We start from the raw sequence: 16,819 nt of genomic DNA on the forward strand, positions 1-16,819 counted from the left end.
GCTCAGTCGGCCTCGACGAACGCGGCGGTGCTGAGGCGGACGACGCCGTCGGCGTAGGTCGACACCCCGGCGATCTCGTTCGACAGCGCGGTGAGGCTGCGCACGCGGTACAGGTAGATGATCGGGTCGTCCTCCTGCACCTTCTCGACGACCTGGCCGTAGAGCTCGGCGCGCTCGTCGACGTCGGTCGTCGAGGCGGCGTCGCCGAGCAGCTCGTCCACCTCGTCGTCGCTGTAGCCGCTGTAGTTGTTGCCGGCGCCCGTCGACAGGAAGTTGAACATGTTGCCGTTCGGGTCGATGCGGCCCGACCAGCCGAGCTGCAGCGCCTCGAAGTCGCCCTGCGTCTGCACGTCGAGCAGCGTCGAGTACTCGACGGGCGTGATGGTCAGCTCGAAGCCGCCGTCGGCGACCTGCGCCTGCAGCGCCTGGGCGAAGCGGACGGTGTCGGGGTTGTTGCTGACCTGCATGTCGATGGCGAGGGGCGTGTCGACGCCCTCGTCCTCGAGCATCTGCTTCGCGGCCTCGGGGTCGTAGTCGGGGCAGGCGTCGCTCGCCTCGGTGGCGAAGGGGCTGCTCGGCGAGATCGGCGAGCAGGCCGGGTCGTAGAGGCCGCCGAAGACGGTCTTCACGAGCGCTTCGCGGTCGATGGACATCGAGAGGGCCTGGCGCACGACGGCGTTGCTCGCGAGCGGGGTGTCGATCTGGACGGGCTCGGTGCCGATGCCGTCCTGGTTGCCGATGTTGACGGTGAGGCCCTGGTAGCCGAGCGAGCCGACCTCGAGCACCGTCAGCGAGTCGTCCTCCTTGAGCGTGCCGACGTCCTGGGTCGACATCGAGTCGGCGACCTGCACGTCGCCCGACTGCAGGTTGGCGGCGCGGATGCTCGCGTCGGTGATGATGCGGTACGTGATGGTGTCGAAGTGGGCCGACTCGGCGTCGTAGTAGAGCGGGTCGCGCTCGACGGTGATCGAGGTCTGCGGCACGCGGTCGACGAACTTGTACGGGCCGACGCAGACGGGCGCGTCGCCGAAGGCGTCCCCGGCGGAGGCCAGCGCCGTGGGCGACATGACCATCCCGGCGCGGTCGGCGAGGGCCGCCGTCAGCGGCGCGAAGGGCTCGGAGTACGTGACCTCGACGGTGGAGTCGTCGGTCGCGGTGATGCCCGTGATCGGCCCGAGCTCGCTCCGGCGCGACGAGTCGTCCTTGTCGAGCCCGCGCTGCAGGGTCGTGACGACGGCGGCCGCGTCGAGGGGCGTGCCGTCGGCGAAGACCGCGTCGGTGCGCACCGGGAAGGTCACCGTCAGGCCGTCGTCGCTGACCTCGGGCAGCTCGGTCGCGAGCATCGGCACGATCTGGCCCTCGGCGTCGATGTCGTAGAGCTTCTGGCACATCGTCTCCATCACGTAGCGCGTGTAGAGCGACGAGGAGGTGGTGGGGTCGAGGCGGTCGGGCTCGGCCGACAGCGCCATGACGAGGTCGCCGCCCTCGACGATCGTCGAGTCGCCGATGGGCGCGGTCGACACGTCCTCACGGCTGCCGGCGGACGGGGTGTCGGTGGTCTGGACCTGCTGGCACCCGGTCACCGCGAGGGCGAGACCGAGGGCGGCGGCCGGCAGCGCGAGCGCGCGTCGCCGGGGGAACGAGGTGCGAGGCATGTGTGATCCGATGCTCGAGGGTGCGGGAGGGAGTGGATTGAATGCAATCAGCCGCACAGGCTCGATTTCGTATACAACGCGTTACGACCATGTAAAACGTGCCCCGGACGAGGGGGGCGGGAGGCGCGGGAGGCGCGGGAGGCGCGGGAGGCGCGGGAGGCGCGGGTCGGCCCGGGCGGACCAGGCGGGTCAGGCCGTCCCGCGCACCACCATCTCGGTCGGCAGGGTGATCGTCGCCGGCTTCTCGCCCGCGATGACCTGCAGCAGCAGCCGCACCATCTCGGCGCTGATCCGGTCGAACGGCTGCCGCATCGTCGTCAGCGGCGGCTCGGTCTGCGTCGCCACGCTCGAGTCGTCGAAGCCGCCGACGGCGACGTCGTCGGGCACGCGCCGCCCGAGGTCGCGGAGGGCGTCGAGGGCGCCCGCGGCCATCCGGTCGTTCGCGGCGAAGACGGCGTCGAGGTCGGGGTGCACCGCGAGCAGCTCGCGCATCGCGGCGTCGCCGCTGGCCCGGCTGTAGTCGCCGTGCGCGACGAGGGTCGGGTCGTACTCGTCACCGAGCTCGGCCCGGTAGCCGTCGAGGCGGATCAGCCCGCCCGGGGTGTCGGCCGGGCCGGTGATCGTCGCGACGCGGCGCCGCCCCCGCGAGCGCAGGTAGGCGACCATGTCGCGGGCGCCCTGCTCGTCGTCGGCTCCGACGTGCCCGAGCTTCTTCTCGTAGCCGAGCGGGATGCCGCAGGCGATCGCGGGCACGCCCGCCGCGACGACGTCGGCGAGCAGCCGCTGGCCGCTGTGGGCCGAGACGAGCAGCACGCCGTCGACGTGCCCCGCCTGGATGTACGCCACCGCGCGCTCCTGCTCGGCGACCGTGCCGGCCATGATCAGCACGAGCGACTTCTCGGCCGCGGCGAGGGCCGCCGCGGTGCCCTTGAGCAGCGCGGAGAAGTTCGGGTCCTCGAAGAGCTGCTGGTGGTCCTCGGTGAGGAGGAAGGCGACCGAGTCGGTGCGGTTCGTCGCGAGGCTGCGGGCGTGGGGGTTGACGCGGTAGCCGGTCTGCTTGATGGCCCGGTCGACCGCCTCCTTGGCGTCGGGGCTGACCCAGCGGCCGCCGTTGAGCACCCGCGAGACGGTGCCGCGCGAGACGCCGGCGGCGGTCGCGACGTCGTCGATCGTCGGTCGCCGGCCCGTCGCGCTGCTCACGCGGGACAGCCTAGGGGCGACCGCCCCGCCCGCCACGCCCCGCCGCCTACTTGACGGCGCCGGCGGCGAGGTCCACGCGCCAGAAGCGCTGCAGCACCAGGAAGATCGCGATCAGCGGGATGACCGAGAGCAGGGCGCCGGTGATGACGAGCGTGTACAGCGCCGGTGCCGAGGCCCCCTGGTTGAGCAGGCCGTTGAGGCCGACCGTGAGGGGGAAGAGCGAGTCGTCGCCGAGCATGATGTACGGCAGCATGAAGTTGTTCCAGATGGCGACGAACTGGAACAGGAAGATCGTGACGAGCCCGGGCAGCAGCATCGGCACGGCGATCTTCGAGAAGATGCCCATCTCGGTCGCGCCCTCGGTGCGGGCGGCCTCGATGACGTCGGTCGGCACGGCCGCCGCGGCGTAGATGCGGGCCAGGTAGATGCCGTAGGGGCTGATGATCTGGGGCAGCAGCACGCCCCAGAACGTGTTGGTCAGGCCGACGTTCGCGAGCAGGAAGTACTGCGGGATGGCCAGGATCACGCCGGGCACGAGCACGCCCATGAGCAGCACGTTGAAGACGACCTTCTTGCCCGGGAACTCGAACTTCGCCAGCACGTAGCCCGAGAGCGCCGACACGTAGGTCGAGGCGATCGCCCCGATGCCGGCGTAGAGCGCGGTGTTGAGCATCCAGCGCCAGAACAGCCCGTCGCGGTACTGCGTGAGCGCGACGACGTTGTCGATCAGGTGGCCGCTCGGCGCCAGGGTGAAGGTCGAGAACAGCTCGCCGCCGTCCTTCGTCGAGGCCATCACGACCCACAGCACGGGGAAGAGGCAGTAGACGGCGCCCATCAGCAGCAGCACGGTCGAGACGACGCTCGGTCGCTCGGCGTGCAGGCGCGGCGCGGTGGGGTCGCGGCGCGGCCGCGCGGGGGCGAGGGGGCGGGGGCCGGAGGCGCGGGTCGGGTCGGCCGGGGAGGCCGCGGCCTCGGGGGCGGTGTCGAGGGTGGTCATGGTCAGTCCTCCTGGCCGAAGGCTCGCTTCTGCACGACCCGGAGGAAGAAGAAGGAGACGATGAAGGTGGCGAGGGCGATGACGACCGAGGTCGCCGCCGCGGAGTAGATGTCGTCGCGGGTGAACGCGTCGCGGTAGACGAGCATCAGCGGCGACCAGCTGGTCGAGAGGCTGTTCGTCAGCGGGCGGAGGGTGGTCGGCTCGGCGAAGACCTGCAGCGTCGCGACCATCGAGAACAGGCCCGTCATGACGAGCGCCGGGGCGACCATCGGGATCTTGATGCGCAGGGCGATCTGGACCTCGCTCGCGCCGTCGAGGCGGGCGGCCTCGTAGACGTCGCTCGGCACGGCCCGGAGCGACGTGTAGATGACGATCATGTTGAAGCCGACGCCGCCCCAGAGGGCGATGTTGGCGATCGCGAACAGGACGGTGCCGGAGCCGAGCACGCTGTCGACGTCCCAGCCGAGGCGGTCGAACACCCAGTAGAACGGGCTCACCGCGGGCAGGTACAGGAACCCCCAGAGCAGCGAGCTGATCACGGCGGGCACGGCGTAGGGCAGGAAGATCGAGACGCGCGAGAAGGTCACCGCACGGGTGCGGCGCGAGTCGAGCAGCAGGGCGAAGAGCAGCGCGAGGCCGAGCATGCACGGGATGAGCACGACGCCGTAGAGCAGCACGCGCCCGACGCTGGCGCCGAACTCGGGGTCGGTCAGCGTGCCGACGTAGTTCTCGAGGCCGGCGAAGGCGGTGGTCTGGCCGCCCGAGCCGAGGCCGAGCCCGATGACCTGCTTCTTCTGGAAGCTGAGGAAGACCGTGTAGACGATCGGCGCGGCCATGAAGAGGACGAACAGCACGATGCCGGGGGCGAGCATCGCGTAGGGCGTGATCACCCGGCTGCGGACGCTGCCGGGTCGTCGACCGGTCGCCGGTCGGGTGGGGGTGAGCGTGTCGGCCATGCCGGTCCTGGTTCCTCGTGGGGGCGGTGAAGGTGCGGGGCGGGGGCGGGAGGGGCGGCCGGGGCCGCCCCTCCCGGGTGACCGGCTACTTGACCGAGAAGCCGCTCTTGGTCAGGTCGTCGAGGGTGATCTCCTGCATGGCGTCGACGGCGTCCTCGAACGCGGACTGCGTCCGGGCGTCGGCGGCCTTCGCGAACTCGTCGTTGTAGGCGCTGAAGGCGACGTTGACGTTCGGCCCGTAGGTGAAGGGCTGCACGGCGTCGGAGGACGCCGCGGCGATGTCGTAGAAGTCGGCCTGCTGGCTGAAGAACTCCGGCGGGGTCGTCAGCGCGTCGGACGCCGCGTCGGTGGCGGCCGGGTAGACGCCGGAGATGTCGGCGAGCGCGGCGACGGCCTCGGGGTCGGTGTTCAGCCACGTCGCGAACTCGACCGCCGCCTCCTTCTTCGTCGACTGGGTCGTGACGGCCGTGGTCGAGCCGCCCCAGTTGCCGTCGGTCGGCTCCGAGGCGTCCCACTGCGGCACGGGCGCGGCGGTCCACTTGCCGGCCGTGTCGGGAGCGTTGCCGCTCAGCACGCCGGGGGCCCAGACCGAGCTGATCCAGCCGACCTGCGAGCCGTCGTTGAGGCCGGCGTTCCACTCGGGCGTGTACATCGGCGCGTTGTCGATCGCGCCGCTCTCGACGAGGCCGCCCCAGTACGACGCGACCTTCTCGGTCGGGTCCTCCGCGATGTCGACGCTCCAGCTCTCGCCGTCGTTGGACCACCAGGAGGCGCCCGCCTGCTGGGCGAGGCCGGCGAACCAGCCGGCGTCGTTCGCCGAGAAGGTGCCGAGGTACTTGGTCGGGTCGGCCGCGTGCAGCGCCTCGGCGACCTGCGCGTACTCGTCCCACGTGGTCGGCACGGAGAGGCCGTACTGGGCGAGGACGTCCTCGCGGTAGTACGCCATCATCGGGCCGGAGTCCTGCGGGATGGCGTAGACGCCGTCGCCGCCGAGGGTGACCGACGACCAGGTGCCGGCCGAGAAGTCGCCCTCGAGGTCGCCGGCGCCCTGCTCGCTGATGTCGGCGAGCGCGTCGGAGGCGACGAGCGTCGGGATCTTCTGGTACTCGGCCTGGATGAGGTCGGGCGCGCCGCTGCCGGCCTTGATGGCCGTGAGCAGCTTCGTGATGGCGGGGTCGCCGCCGTCCTGCTTGTTGACCGTGACCTGGATGTCGGGGTTCTGGTCGTTCCAGATGTCGACGACCTCGTCGAGGTTCGGGGCCCAGGCCCAGTAGGTGAGCTCGACGGGGCCGCCGTCGGCGGAGTCCCCGCCGGAGGCGGAGCAGCCGGCGGTGAGCAGAAGTGCGGCCGTGGCGAGGGTGGCGACGCCGAGACGGCGGGATGAGCTGCGCATTCGTCCTCCTTGAGGAAAGCAAGAGCTGGGGTGGGGCGGCGCAGCCGTGCTTCGGAGAACCACGTCGCTGTGCCTGTGAGCGGTTACAGTTACGCACAGCCGAAATAGCTTGTCAACTGCGCGTCAGAGGCGGATGACGCACTATTTCGACGGGGTGACCGTGTGCTAGAACTGGGAGCGCACACAGTCAAAGGAGATCACCGCATGTCACTCGAGCTCGAGACCCCGCCCGCCGCGCAGCCCGGCCAGCAGACCGGCGCCTCGCGCGTCCCCGGCCGTGCGGAGATCCGCTACGGCGGCGACTACAACCCCGAGCAGTGGCCCCGCGCGACCTGGCTCGAGGACATCGCGCTCATGGAGCAGTCGGGCGTCAACCTCGTCAGCGTCGGCATCTTCTCGTGGGCGCTGCTCGAGCCCCGCGAGGGCGAGTACGACTTCACCTTCCTCGACGACATCGTCGGCCTGCTGCACGAGGCCGGCATCGACGTCGACCTCGCCACGCCCACGACGGTGCCGCCAGCCTGGTTCTGGGCCGCCTACCCCGAGTCGCACCCCGTCACCCGCGAGGGCCTCACCCTCGGCCGCGGCTCGCGCGGCATGGTCAGCCCGAGCTCGCCCGAGTACCGCCGGGCCGCCACCGCGATCACCGAGCAGCTCGCGAAGCGCTACGGGCAGCACCCGGCCGTCGTCATGTGGCACGTCCACAACGAGTACGGCGCCCCGATCAGCGAGGACTACGGCCCGCACTCCGTCATCGCCTTCCGTCGCTGGCTGCAGGCGCGCTACGGCACCCTCGACGCCCTCAACGCAGCCTGGGGCACGCTCTTCTGGGGCCAGGTCTACGGCGAGTGGGAGCACATCGACGCCCCGCGCGTCTCGGCGACCGTCGTCAACCAGACGCAGCGCCTCGACTTCGCCCGCTTCACCTCCGACGCCCTGCTCTCGCTCTACGTCGCCGAGCGCGACGTGATCAAGGCGCACTCGCCGGGCCGCCCCGTCACGACGAACTTCATGTCGAGCAACTGCCCGTCGATCGACTACTGGGCCTGGGCCCGCGAGGTCGACGTCGTGGCGAACGACCACTACCTCGTCGCCGAGCGCCCCGACAACCACGTGCTGCTCGCGCTCGACGCCGACCTGACCCGCAGCTTCGCGCAGGGCCGGCCGTGGATGCTCATGGAGCACTCCACCTCCGCCGTCAACTGGCAGCCCCGCAACATCGCGAAGCGCCCGGGCGAGCTGGCCCGCAACAGCCTGTCGCACCTCGGCCGCGGGGCCGACGCGGTGATGTTCTTCCAGTTCCGCGCCTCCCGCTACGGCGCGGAGAAGTTCCACTCGGCGATGCTCCCCCACGCGGGCGCCTCGAGCCGTGTCTGGCAGGAGGTCGTGCGCCTCGGCGGCGACCTCGGCAAGCTGGCGAGCGTGCGCGACAGCCGGGTGGAGGCGCGGGTCGCGATCCTCTGGGACATCGAGTCGTTCTGGGCCCACGACCTCGAGTGGCGCCCCTCCGTCGAGCTCGACCACCGCGAGCGCGTCGTCGCGTACTACACGGCGCTCTGGCAGCTCGGCGTCACCGTCGACTTCCGCCACCCGCACGACGACCTGTCGGGCTACGACCTCGTGCTCGCCCCGTCGCTCTACCTGGTCGACAACCGCTCGACGGAGAACCTGACCGGCTTCGTCCGCGACGGCGGCACCTTCCTGGCGTCGTACTTCTCCGGCGTGGTCGACGAGAACGACGCGGTGCACGAGGGCGGCGCCCCCGGCGCGCTCCGTGAGGTGCTCGGCCTCTCGGTGCCCGAGTTCCTGCCCCTGCACGCCGACGAGCTCGTCTCGCTCGACGACGGCTCGACGGGCGCCGGCTGGTCGGACGACGTCGTGCTCGAGGGCGCGACCGCCGTCGCGAGCTACACGACCGGCCCCGCGGCCGGCGGCGCCGCCGTGACCCGCAACGCCCTCGGCGAGGGCTCGGCCTGGTACGTCTCGACCCGCGTCGAGGGCGGCGACCTCGAGCGTCTCGTGCAGCAGGTGCTGGCCGACGCCGGCGTCGCCGAGCGCGAGGGCCGCGTCGCGGGCGTCGAGGTCGTCGAGCGCCGCTCGGACGACGCGCTGTTCACCTTCTGGCTGAACCACACCGACGCCGAGGTCGCCGTCGTCGCCCCGACCGGCACCGAGCTGCTCACCGGCGAGGCCGTCGACGGCACGGTGACGATCGCCGCCGGCGGCGTCGCCGTGGTCCGCAGCGACCGCCGCTGACGCCCGGCCCGGGTCGCCGCCCACGGGGCGCGGCCCGGGCCCCCTGACCGCACCACCAGCACCGCCGCACCGCCGCACCACGAGCACCGCCGCACCGCCAGCACCGCCACCGCACCGCCCGCAGATCGTCAAGGAGGACGACCATGGCTCGACCCGCACCCCACCCCGCTCCCGGCGGCCGACGGAGGGCGCGGCTCGCCCTCACCGGCGGCGTCGCCGTCGCGGTCGTCGCCCTCGGCGGCGGCCTCCTGCCGACGAGCGGAGCCCTCGCCGCGTCGCCGACCGCGGTCGTGAGCGATCCCGGCTTCGAGCAGGGCGCCTCCGGCTGGGTCAGCAAGGGCTCGGGCACGACGTCCCTCGAGGCGGGCGGGCACGACTCCCCCACGCGCCTGACGCACTGGCTGCCCGCCGCCGGCGAGGCCGTCACCACGCAGAAGGTCAAGAAGGTGACGCCGGGCTGGTGGACGTTCAGCGCCTGGGTGAAGAGCGGCGGCGGGCTCGACGCGAGCGCGCTCGAGCTCGCCGGCTGCGGCCAGGGCTCGAGCCGGGCCGTCGCGGCGTCGACCGCGGTGCCCTCGACCGAGGCGGACGACGGCTGGGTGCGCCTCGCGGTCTCGGCCGAGGTCTCGCACAGCCAGTGCACCCTGACCTTCCGCACGACGGGCGCCGCCGGCGCCTGGGCGAGCATCGACGACGTGCAGTTCACGCCCGGCCGGGTCACCCGCGACGTGCGCGGGGCCGACGTGTCGGGCCTGCTGCGCAACGAGGACCGCGGCGCGGTCTACCTCGACGGCACCGGTCGACCCGCCGACGCGATCCAGCAGCTCGCCGACCACGGCGCGACGATGGGGCGCCTGAAGGTCTGGGTCGACCCGAGCGACGGCTACAACGACCTCGACGACGTCGTGGCGAGCGCGAAGCGGATCGACGCCGCCGGCCTGCAGCTGCTCGTCGACTTCCACTACTCCGACCGCTGGACGGACCCGGGCGCGCAGACGATGCCGCGGGCGTGGCAGGGCTTCACGGCCCCGCAGGTCGCCCAGGCGATCCACGACCACACCCGGGAGGTGCTCGACGCGCTGGCCGCCGAGGGCATCACCGCCGACGCCGTCCAGGTCGGCAACGAGATCAACCCCGGCATGGTCTGGCCGCTCGGCCAGACCTGGGACGTCGACCCGAGCGACGGCGTGACGGGCGCGCAGTGGGAGAACCTCGCGAGCTTCCTCACCGCGGGGGCCACGGCCGTCCGCGAGGTGTCGCCCGAGACGAAGGTCGTGCTGCACCTGACCAACATCAACGCCGGCGTCGACGGCCTCACCTGGTGGTTCGACGAGGTCAGCGCGCGCGGGGTGCCGTTCGACCTGATCGGCCTCTCGTACTACTCGTACTGGCACGGCAGCCTCGCCGACCTGCAGGGCGCCGTCAGCACCCTCTCGGAGCGCTACGACCGCGACGTGCTGATCGTCGAGACCTCCTACCCCTGGACCCTCGCCGACGACCCCGACCACGTGTGGGAGAACGTCGTCGCGCAGGCCTCGATGCTGACCCCCGGCTACCCGGCGACCCCCGAGGGGCAGGCCGCGAACTTCCGCGCCGTTCAGGACGTCGTGGCCGCCGCCCCGGGCGGCCGCGGCATCGGCGTCGTCGCGTGGGAGCCCACCTGGACGGCCGTCGACGGCGCCGGCTGGGACCCTGACGACCCGACCTCCGGCAACGCGTGGGAGAACCAGGCGATGTGGGACCACGACGGCCGCCCGCTGCCCGCGCTCGACGAGTACGCGGCCGACTAGGCCGCGGGGCCGGGCGGAGCCCCGGGGAGGCGCGGTGCCGGTCGGTCGGCATCGCGCCTCCTGCCTGTCCGGGGAGCGCGTGCTCGGCCCCGCCGGGGGCGTCGTGGAGGCGACCCGCACCTCCTGGGGGCATGATCGTGGGTGGACCCCGACCGGATTGGACACGCCTCCGTGAGCACCAGCGACGAAGTCGACCTGATCATCGACGCGTGGGCGCGCGTGCGCCCCGACATCGACTTCGCGGCGCTCGACGTCTTCTCTCGCCTGCGGCGCGTGTCGCGGCGCCTCGACCGCGTGCGCTCCGAGGCGTTCAGCCACTCCGGCCTCGAGATCTGGGAGTTCGACGTGCTGTCGACGCTCCGCCGCGCGGGCGAGCCGTTCGAGCTCAGCCCGAAGGAGCTGGTCGCCGCGACCATGGTCACGAGCGGCACGATGACGAACCGCCTCGACCGCCTGGTCGAGCGTCGGCTCGTCGAGCGCCGGGCCGACCCGCGCGACGGCCGCGCCGCCCGCATCTGCATCACCCCGGCCGGCATCGAGCGCGTCGACGCGGCCATGCTCGACCTGCTCGCCGCGGAGGAGTCGCCGCTCAGCTCGCTCGACCGCGCCCAGCAGGCGCAGCTCGCCGACCTGCTGCGGGTGCTCGGCGCCGAGTTCCCCAGCTAGCCCCCGCTCGCGGCGACCGGCCGGGCGGCGCTCAGAACGCCGTGCTCGGCAGGTCCTTCTCGCCGTCGACGATCGCCTGCACGATGCGGGCCGCGACCGCGTCGGGGTCGAGCGCGGCGCCGAACGCGGGCGCGCTGCCAGCGATCGGGTGCTCGGAGAGCGCCGTGCCGGTGTGGCCCGGTCGAGCGTCGACGAGGCGGACCCCGCGGCGCCGGAACTCCCGGGAGGCGGCGCTCACGTACGCGGCGAGGCCCGCCTTGGCCGCGGAGTACGCGGCCATGCCCGCGGTCGGCGACTCGGCCACGACGCCGCTGATCGTCACCACGAACGGCTCGCGGCCCTCCGCGGCCGACGCGGCCAGCGCCTCCGCGCCGTCGCGCAGCAGGCGGACCGGCGCGAGCAGGTTCGTGTCGACCAGCTCGGCCAGGGTCTCGTCGGCGACGGCGTCGGCCGGCCCGAAGGCGACGACGCCGGCCGCGACGACGATGCCGTCGAGGCGCCCGTGGGCCTGGAGGGCGGCGGCGACCAGCGAGGCCGCCCCGGTCGGCTCGCGGAGGTCGGCGAGGTAGGCGCCCGGGCCCTGCAGGCTGCCGCCGGCCCGCCCGGCGCGCACCACGACGGCCCCCCGCTCGGTGAGCTGGGCGGCGAGGCGCGAGCCCAGCCCGCCCGAGGCTCCGGTCACCAGGACGACGGCACCACGCAGTTCGGTCATGCGGCGGAGCGTACCCGCGGCGGCTGGGCCCGCCGCCGGGCCCGCCTCCGGGCCGCCGATGAACCGCGTTCCGGGCGATGAACCGCGCTGGAGGGCGGTTCATCGCACGGAACGCGGTTCATGCCGAGGGGCGCCGGCGGCGCGGGACGACGAGCGGCGTTCCGGTGACCGGGTCGGGCACGACGACGCACGGCAGGTCGAAGACCCGCTCGACGAGCTCGGCGGTGAGCACGTCGGCCGGGGCTCCCGTCGCGACCACGTCGCCGTCGCGCATCACGATCAGGTCGGTCGCGTACCGGGCCGCCTGGGCGAGGTCGTGCAGCACGGCGACCACGGTCGTGCCCCGCTCGTGCAGCCGCGCGAACAGGTCGAGCAGGTCGTACTGGTGGGCGACGTCGAGGTACGTCGTCGGCTCGTCGAGCAGCAGCACCGAGGTCTGCTGCGCCAGCGCCGTCGCGACCCAGACGCGCTGCCGCTGCCCGCCCGACAGCTCGTCGACCGGCACGTCGACGAGGTCGACGAGGTCGGTCTCGGCGAGCGCGCCGTCGACGGCCTCGCGGTCGGCCGCCGACCACTGGCGGAAGAGGCCCTGGTGCGGGTAGCGCCCGCGCGCGACGAGCTCGCCGACGGTGATGCCCTCGGGGGCCGTCGACGACTGGGGCAGCAGGCCCACGGTGCGCGCCGCCTCCTTCGCGGGCACGCCGGCCAGCTCGCGGCCGTCGAGCAGCACGCTGCCCGACCGGGGCTTCAGGAGGCGCGCGAAGGCCCGCAGGAGGGTCGACTTGCCGCAGGCGTTCGGCCCGACGATCACGGTGAACGAGCCGTCGCGGACGCTCGCGTCGATCGACCGCGACACGGTGCGCCGGTCGTAGGCGAGGTGCGCGGCGCGGGCGGCCAGCCGGGGCGTGCCGGCCTGGCCGGGCGAGGCGGCCAGCCGGGGCGTGGCGGGCGGCTGGGGCGTGGTCACGACGACCTCCGGGATTCTCCGACGAGCAGCGAGACGAGGTAGGCGCCGCCGATCACGAGGGTGACGAGGCCGACGGGCACGGGCGAGGTGGTGACGTGCTGGGCGACGACGTCGGCGACGAGCAGCAGCAGGGCCCCGGCGAGCGCCGCCGCGCCGAGCGGCACGCCCGCCGAGCGCACGAGGCGCCGGGCGAGCTGGGGCGCCGCGAGGGCGACGAACACGATCGGGCCCGTGCTCGCCGTGACGACCGCGGTCAGCGCGACCCCGACGACGACGAGCGCGAGGCGGGCCGGCTCGGTGCGCAGGCCGTGCGAGCGCGCGGCGTCGTCGCCGAGCTCGAGCTGGCGCAGCGGTCGCGAGAGCACGGCGACCGCGACGCCGAGCAGGGCGAGCAGCGCGGCCGCGGGCACGAGCTCCGACCAGCTGACGAGCGCGAGGGTGCCGGCGCCCCAGAACGACGCCGTCAGCGCGACCTCGGCCTGGGCCCGCAGCAGCAGCCAGCTGTTGACCGAGTGCAGCACGGCGGTGACGCCGATGCCGACGATGATGAGCCGCAGCCCCTGCACGCCGCCGCGCCAGGCCAGCAGGTAGACCACGAGGGCCGTGCCGAGCCCGCCGACGAGCGCCCCGGCGGCGGTGCCGACGGTCGAGGTCGCGCCCGAGACGATCACGACGATCGCGCCGGTGTAGGCACCGGTCGAGAAGCCGATGACGTCGGGCGAGCCGAGCGGGTTGCGCGTCAGCGACTGGAAGACCGCCCCGGAGGCGCCCAGCGCGGCCCCGAAGACGAGCGCGGCCAGCACGCGCGGCAGCCGCCAGCCGAGCACGATCGTCGAGGCGGGGCCGTCGCCGCCGCCGAGGGCGCGCAGCACCTCGAGCGGGCTGAGCGGGTAGTCGCCGAGGCCGAGCGCGACGACGCCGACGACGAGGGCGACGAGGGCGATCGCGGCGGTCGCCGTGACGCGACGTCGGCGGAGGGCCGAGCGCTGACGCGGGGCAGGGGCGGGCGACGCCCCCGGCTTCGTCGACCCCGTGCCCGTGCCCGCACCCGCGCCCGCGCCCGCGGTCACCGCGCCCCTCCCGCCGCGCGGCGACGGGCCACGAGCACGAGCACCGGCGCCCCGAGGGCGGCGGTGACGAGGCCCGCGGCGAGCTCACCGGGCGGGGCGGCGACGCGGCCGAGCACGTCGGCGAGCAGCAGCAGCACGGGGCCGAGCACGGCGCTGAGGCCGATCGTCCACGGCTGGCTCGCTCCGACGACGCCGCGGGCGGCGTGCGCGACCATGAGGCCCAGGAAAGCGACCGGGCCGACCACCGCGGTGGCGCCTCCGGCCAGCAGCGTGACGACGACGAGCGCGGCGACGCGCACCAGCGGCACCGAGACGCCGACCGACGAGGCGTGGTCGTCGCCGAGGGCGACCGCGTCGAGGGGCCGCGCGGCGACGAGCGCGACGACGACGCCCGCGACGACGAACGGCGCCACGGTCACGACCGGTGCCCAGCCGCGGTCGGCGAGGCTGCCGACCTCCCAGGCGCGCACCGCGTCGAAGCGCCGCGGGTCGGCGAGCACGATCGCCGAGGTCAGGCCGCTCAGCACGGCGCCGAACGCGATGCCCGCCAGCGTCAGGCGCGCGGGGCTGCCGCCCGAGCGGCCCGCGCCGCCGATCAGCGAGACGGCGACGGTCGCGACCGCGGCGCCCAGCAGGGAGGGCCACACCCACCCGCTCGCGGCGGTGACCCCGGCGAAACCCACGGCCAGGGCGACGGCGAAGGCGCTGCCGGAGGTGACCCCGAGGAGGCCCGGGTCGGCCAGCGGGTTCCGCGTCACGGCCTGCGCGACGGCGCCGGCGACCCCGAGCCCGGCGCCCGCGACGATCGCCGCGACCGTGCGGGGCAGCCGCAGGTCGACGACGGCGGTCGCGTCGCCCGCGTCGGGGGCGGCCGTCGAGCCGGTCGGGCTCCAGCCCGTGAGCAGCTGCACGACGACGTCGAGGGGCACCGGCCGAGCCCCGACGGCGAGGCTGAGCAGCACGGCCACGACGAGCAGGCCCAGGCCGACGAGCAGCCAGGCGAGCCGCGTGCGGGTGCGGCGCACCACCCGGGTCGCCCGGACGTCGCCGGGCCGGGTGCTGATGGCCATGCAGAGGAGCTTAGGCTAGCCTTCCCTGAGTTCGACCCCGAGCGTCGCGCCCCCACCGCAGCGGGCCCGCCGGAGCGACTCCCCCGCACCCTGCACCGCACCCCGTCTCCCCTGCCCCGCCCCCGACTCCGAGGACCCCATGCGCACCCCCCTGAAGCTCGCCGCCCTCCTGGCCGCCGCCGCCGTCGCCCTGACCGGCTGCGCGGCCGGCAGCGCCTCCGACGACGCGACCGCCACCTCCTCCGCCGCCCCGGCCGCCGACTCCTTCCCCGTCAGCGTCGACACGAAGTTCGGCGAGGTGACCGTCGACCAGCAGCCCGAGCGCGTCGTCGCGCTCGGCTGGGGCGACGCCGAGACGGCGCTCGCGCTCGGCGTACAGCCGGTCGGCGCCTCCGACTGGCTGGCGTTCGGTGACGACGTCGACGGCGTGGGCCCGTGGGCCCAGGGCCTCTACGACCAGTCGCCGGAGATCATCGGCACGCTCGACCCCTCGTACGAGGCGATCGCCGCGCTGCAGCCCGACCTCATCCTCGACACGAAGTCGTCGGGCGACCAGGACCGCTACGACCGCCTGTCGGGCATCGCGCCCACGATCGGCGTGCCCGAGGGGGGCGACAGCTACCTGACCACGTTCGAGCAGCAGATGGACCTCGTCTCGACGGCCCTCGGGCAGTCCGCGAAGGGCGACGAGCTCGTCGCGCAGAGCGAAGCCGAGGTCGAGGCCGCCGCCGAGGCGCACCCCGAGTGGAAGGGCCTCACCGTGACGGCCGCCACCAAGACCAGCGAGGGCTGGGGCGCGTACGTCGCCGGCTCGGAGCGCGTCAGCCTGCTCGAGTCGCTCGGCTTCGAGCAGAACCCGGAGGTCGCCGCCCTCGACGCGAACTCGGGCGGCTTCTCGGTGAGCATCTCGTCGGAGAACCTCGACGTGATCGACGCCGACGTGATCGTCGCCTTCCCGATCTACGTCGACACCGCGCAGATCACCGACGACCCGCAGTGGCAGGCCCTGCCGGCCGTCGAGGCCGGGCACGACGTCGTCATCGACGGCGACGTCTCGTCGGCGTACTCGCTCGGCACCTCGCTCTCGCGCAGCTACGCCCTCGACGCCCTCGTGCCGCTGCTCGAGACGGCGACGAAGAGCTGACCGGGAGCGACCCCGTGAGCCCGACCGACGCCTCCCCCGCCCGCTCCCCGCGCCCGGTGCGCGCGCAGCACGTCTTCGTCGTCGAGCGCACCGAGCGCCTGACGCCGCACCTCGTGCGCGTGCACCTCGGCGGCGACGCCTTCGACGGCTTCGTCGAGGCCGGCGCCGCGCAGCTCGCCGAGAGCGACCGCTACGTCAAGCTGCTGCTCGCCCGGCCCGGGCTCGGGCTGCAGCCGCCGTTCGACCTCGAGCGGCTGCGCGACGAGCTCGCCCCCGACGACCTGCCCGTGCGCCGCACGTACACGGTGCGCTCGGTCGACCACGAGGCCCGCACGATCGCCGTCGACTTCGTCGTGCACGGCGACGAGGGCGTGGCCGGCCCGTGGGCCCTCGCGGCCCGGCCGGGCGACCGGCTGCAGATGTCGAGCCCGGGCGGCGGCTGGTCGCCCTCCTCCGACCCCACGGTGGCGAACCTGCTGCTCGCCGACGACTCCGCCGTGCCCGCCGTCGCGTCGGCCCTCGAGGCGATGGGCCCCGACGCCCGGGGCCTCGCTCTGGTCGAGGTCGCGGGCCCGGACGACGAAGTCGCCCTGACCCCGCCCGCCGGGCTCGAGCTGCGCTGGCTGCACCGCGGCGAGGGCGCCCCTGGCAGCGCCCTCCTCGCCGCCCTCGGGGCCCTCGAGCCGCCGGTCGGCCCGGTCACCGTCTTCGCCCACGGCGAGCGCGGGGCCGTGAAGGAGGCGCGGGTCGTGCTCCACGACCGCTGGGGCCTCGATCGGGCGTCGCTGTCGATCAGCGCCTACTGGGCGCTCGGTCGCGTCGAGGACGCCTTCCAGGCCGAGAAGCGCGAGCCGGTCGGCGCGATCTTCGCCGACTGACGCCGTCCCGTCACCGAGGTGACGCTTCCTGGGGCCCCTCCGTCGGCGAGGGCCCGGGGCGGGTC

14 protein-coding genes are annotated in these 16,819 nt (G+C 74.0%); 5 read left to right on the forward strand and 9 right to left on the reverse strand.

The window, feature by feature from the left end:
* Window positions 1-2: 2 nt before the first annotated feature.
* From JOE43_RS14420 to JOE43_RS14440, 5 genes are all read right to left on the reverse strand, one after another.
* Window positions 3-1,655, reverse strand: a complete 1,653-nt coding sequence (locus JOE43_RS14420) for an ABC transporter substrate-binding protein (protein ID WP_209518650.1) — start codon at window positions 1,653-1,655, stop codon at window positions 3-5.
* A 189-nt stretch (window positions 1,656-1,844) separates the two neighbouring features.
* On the reverse strand, window positions 1,845-2,855 hold the full coding sequence (locus JOE43_RS14425) for a LacI family DNA-binding transcriptional regulator (RefSeq protein ID WP_209518652.1): 1,011 nt from the start codon (window positions 2,853-2,855) through the stop codon (window positions 1,845-1,847).
* 46 nt (window positions 2,856-2,901) lie between these two features.
* A complete protein-coding gene (locus JOE43_RS14430) occupies window positions 2,902-3,852 on the reverse strand; it encodes a carbohydrate ABC transporter permease (RefSeq protein WP_209518655.1) in 951 nt (316 codons plus the stop codon).
* Window positions 3,853-3,854: 2 nt separating this feature from the next.
* The gene (locus JOE43_RS14435; protein WP_056056614.1) at window positions 3,855-4,808 is read right to left on the reverse strand and encodes a carbohydrate ABC transporter permease; all 954 of its coding nucleotides are present in this window, start codon (window positions 4,806-4,808) and stop codon (window positions 3,855-3,857) included.
* Between the two features lie 85 nt (window positions 4,809-4,893).
* Window positions 4,894-6,201 carry an ABC transporter substrate-binding protein gene (locus tag JOE43_RS14440; RefSeq protein WP_209518657.1) on the reverse strand — a complete coding sequence of 436 codons (1,308 nt, stop codon included), beginning with the start codon at window positions 6,199-6,201 and terminating at the stop codon, window positions 4,894-4,896.
* A gap of 204 nt (window positions 6,202-6,405) precedes the next feature.
* On the opposite strand from JOE43_RS14440, the gene JOE43_RS14445 reads away from it, so the two are divergent.
* From JOE43_RS14445 to JOE43_RS14455, 3 genes are all read left to right on the forward strand, one after another.
* Window positions 6,406-8,457, forward strand: coding sequence for a beta-galactosidase (locus tag JOE43_RS14445; protein WP_209518659.1), 2,052 nt, complete (start codon window positions 6,406-6,408; stop codon window positions 8,455-8,457).
* A gap of 143 nt (window positions 8,458-8,600) precedes the next feature.
* Window positions 8,601-10,247, forward strand: coding sequence for a glycosyl hydrolase 53 family protein (locus tag JOE43_RS14450; RefSeq protein ID WP_209518661.1), 1,647 nt, complete (start codon window positions 8,601-8,603; stop codon window positions 10,245-10,247).
* Between the two features lie 171 nt (window positions 10,248-10,418).
* Window positions 10,419-10,913 (forward strand): MarR family winged helix-turn-helix transcriptional regulator, encoded by a 495-nt coding sequence (locus JOE43_RS14455; protein ID WP_056056623.1) that lies wholly within the window; start codon window positions 10,419-10,421, stop codon window positions 10,911-10,913.
* Window positions 10,914-10,944: 31 nt separating this feature from the next.
* On the opposite strand, the gene JOE43_RS14460 is transcribed toward JOE43_RS14455, so the two are convergent.
* From JOE43_RS14460 to JOE43_RS14475, 4 genes are all read right to left on the reverse strand, one after another.
* Complete coding sequence (locus tag JOE43_RS14460) at window positions 10,945-11,625, reverse strand: SDR family oxidoreductase (protein WP_209518663.1); 681 nt, start codon at window positions 11,623-11,625, stop codon at window positions 10,945-10,947.
* Window positions 11,626-11,743: 118 nt separating this feature from the next.
* Complete coding sequence (locus tag JOE43_RS14465; protein WP_374073143.1) at window positions 11,744-12,592, reverse strand: ABC transporter ATP-binding protein; 849 nt, start codon at window positions 12,590-12,592, stop codon at window positions 11,744-11,746.
* Window positions 12,589-13,662 carry an iron chelate uptake ABC transporter family permease subunit gene (locus JOE43_RS14470; protein WP_209518665.1) on the reverse strand — a complete coding sequence of 358 codons (1,074 nt, stop codon included), beginning with the start codon at window positions 13,660-13,662 and terminating at the stop codon, window positions 12,589-12,591. Before JOE43_RS14470 ends, JOE43_RS14465 begins: the two co-directional genes overlap by 4 nt.
* Window positions 13,659-14,732, reverse strand: a complete 1,074-nt coding sequence (locus JOE43_RS14475) for an iron ABC transporter permease (protein ID WP_209518667.1) — start codon at window positions 14,730-14,732, stop codon at window positions 13,659-13,661. Before JOE43_RS14475 ends, JOE43_RS14470 begins: the two co-directional genes overlap by 4 nt.
* Before the next feature lie 139 nt (window positions 14,733-14,871).
* Between JOE43_RS14475 and JOE43_RS14480 the strand changes: the two genes are divergently transcribed.
* Together JOE43_RS14480 and JOE43_RS14485 are read left to right on the forward strand one after the other, a co-directional pair.
* On the forward strand, window positions 14,872-15,876 hold the full coding sequence (locus JOE43_RS14480) for an iron-siderophore ABC transporter substrate-binding protein (RefSeq protein ID WP_209518669.1): 1,005 nt from the start codon (window positions 14,872-14,874) through the stop codon (window positions 15,874-15,876).
* Between the two features lie 14 nt (window positions 15,877-15,890).
* Complete coding sequence (locus tag JOE43_RS14485) at window positions 15,891-16,754, forward strand: siderophore-interacting protein (protein WP_209518670.1); 864 nt, start codon at window positions 15,891-15,893, stop codon at window positions 16,752-16,754.
* Window positions 16,755-16,819: the final 65 nt, after the last annotated feature.

This window comes from Frigoribacterium sp. PvP121, from assembly GCF_017833115.1.
Lineage (GTDB): Bacteria > Actinomycetota > Actinomycetes > Actinomycetales > Microbacteriaceae > Frigoribacterium > Frigoribacterium endophyticum.

Excerpts from the sequence above, each read along its gene's own strand:
- JOE43_RS14450 (WP_209518661.1), top strand. The coding sequence starts at position 8,601 with ATGGCTCGACCCGCACCCCACCCCGCTCCCGGCGGCCGACGGAGGGCG.
- JOE43_RS14475 (WP_209518667.1), bottom strand. The coding sequence starts at position 14,732 with ATGGCCATCAGCACCCGGCCCGGCGACGTCCGGGCGACCCGGGTGGTG.
- JOE43_RS14445 (WP_209518659.1), top strand. The coding sequence starts at position 6,406 with ATGTCACTCGAGCTCGAGACCCCGCCCGCCGCGCAGCCCGGCCAGCAG.
- JOE43_RS14440 (WP_209518657.1), bottom strand. The coding sequence starts at position 6,201 with ATGCGCAGCTCATCCCGCCGTCTCGGCGTCGCCACCCTCGCCACGGCC.
- JOE43_RS14420 (WP_209518650.1), bottom strand. The coding sequence starts at position 1,655 with ATGCCTCGCACCTCGTTCCCCCGGCGACGCGCGCTCGCGCTGCCGGCC.
- JOE43_RS14460 (WP_209518663.1), bottom strand. The coding sequence starts at position 11,625 with ATGACCGAACTGCGTGGTGCCGTCGTCCTGGTGACCGGAGCCTCGGGC.
- JOE43_RS14430 (WP_209518655.1), bottom strand. The coding sequence starts at position 3,852 with ATGACCACCCTCGACACCGCCCCCGAGGCCGCGGCCTCCCCGGCCGAC.
- JOE43_RS14435 (WP_056056614.1), bottom strand. The coding sequence starts at position 4,808 with ATGGCCGACACGCTCACCCCCACCCGACCGGCGACCGGTCGACGACCC.
- JOE43_RS14480 (WP_209518669.1), top strand. The coding sequence starts at position 14,872 with ATGCGCACCCCCCTGAAGCTCGCCGCCCTCCTGGCCGCCGCCGCCGTC.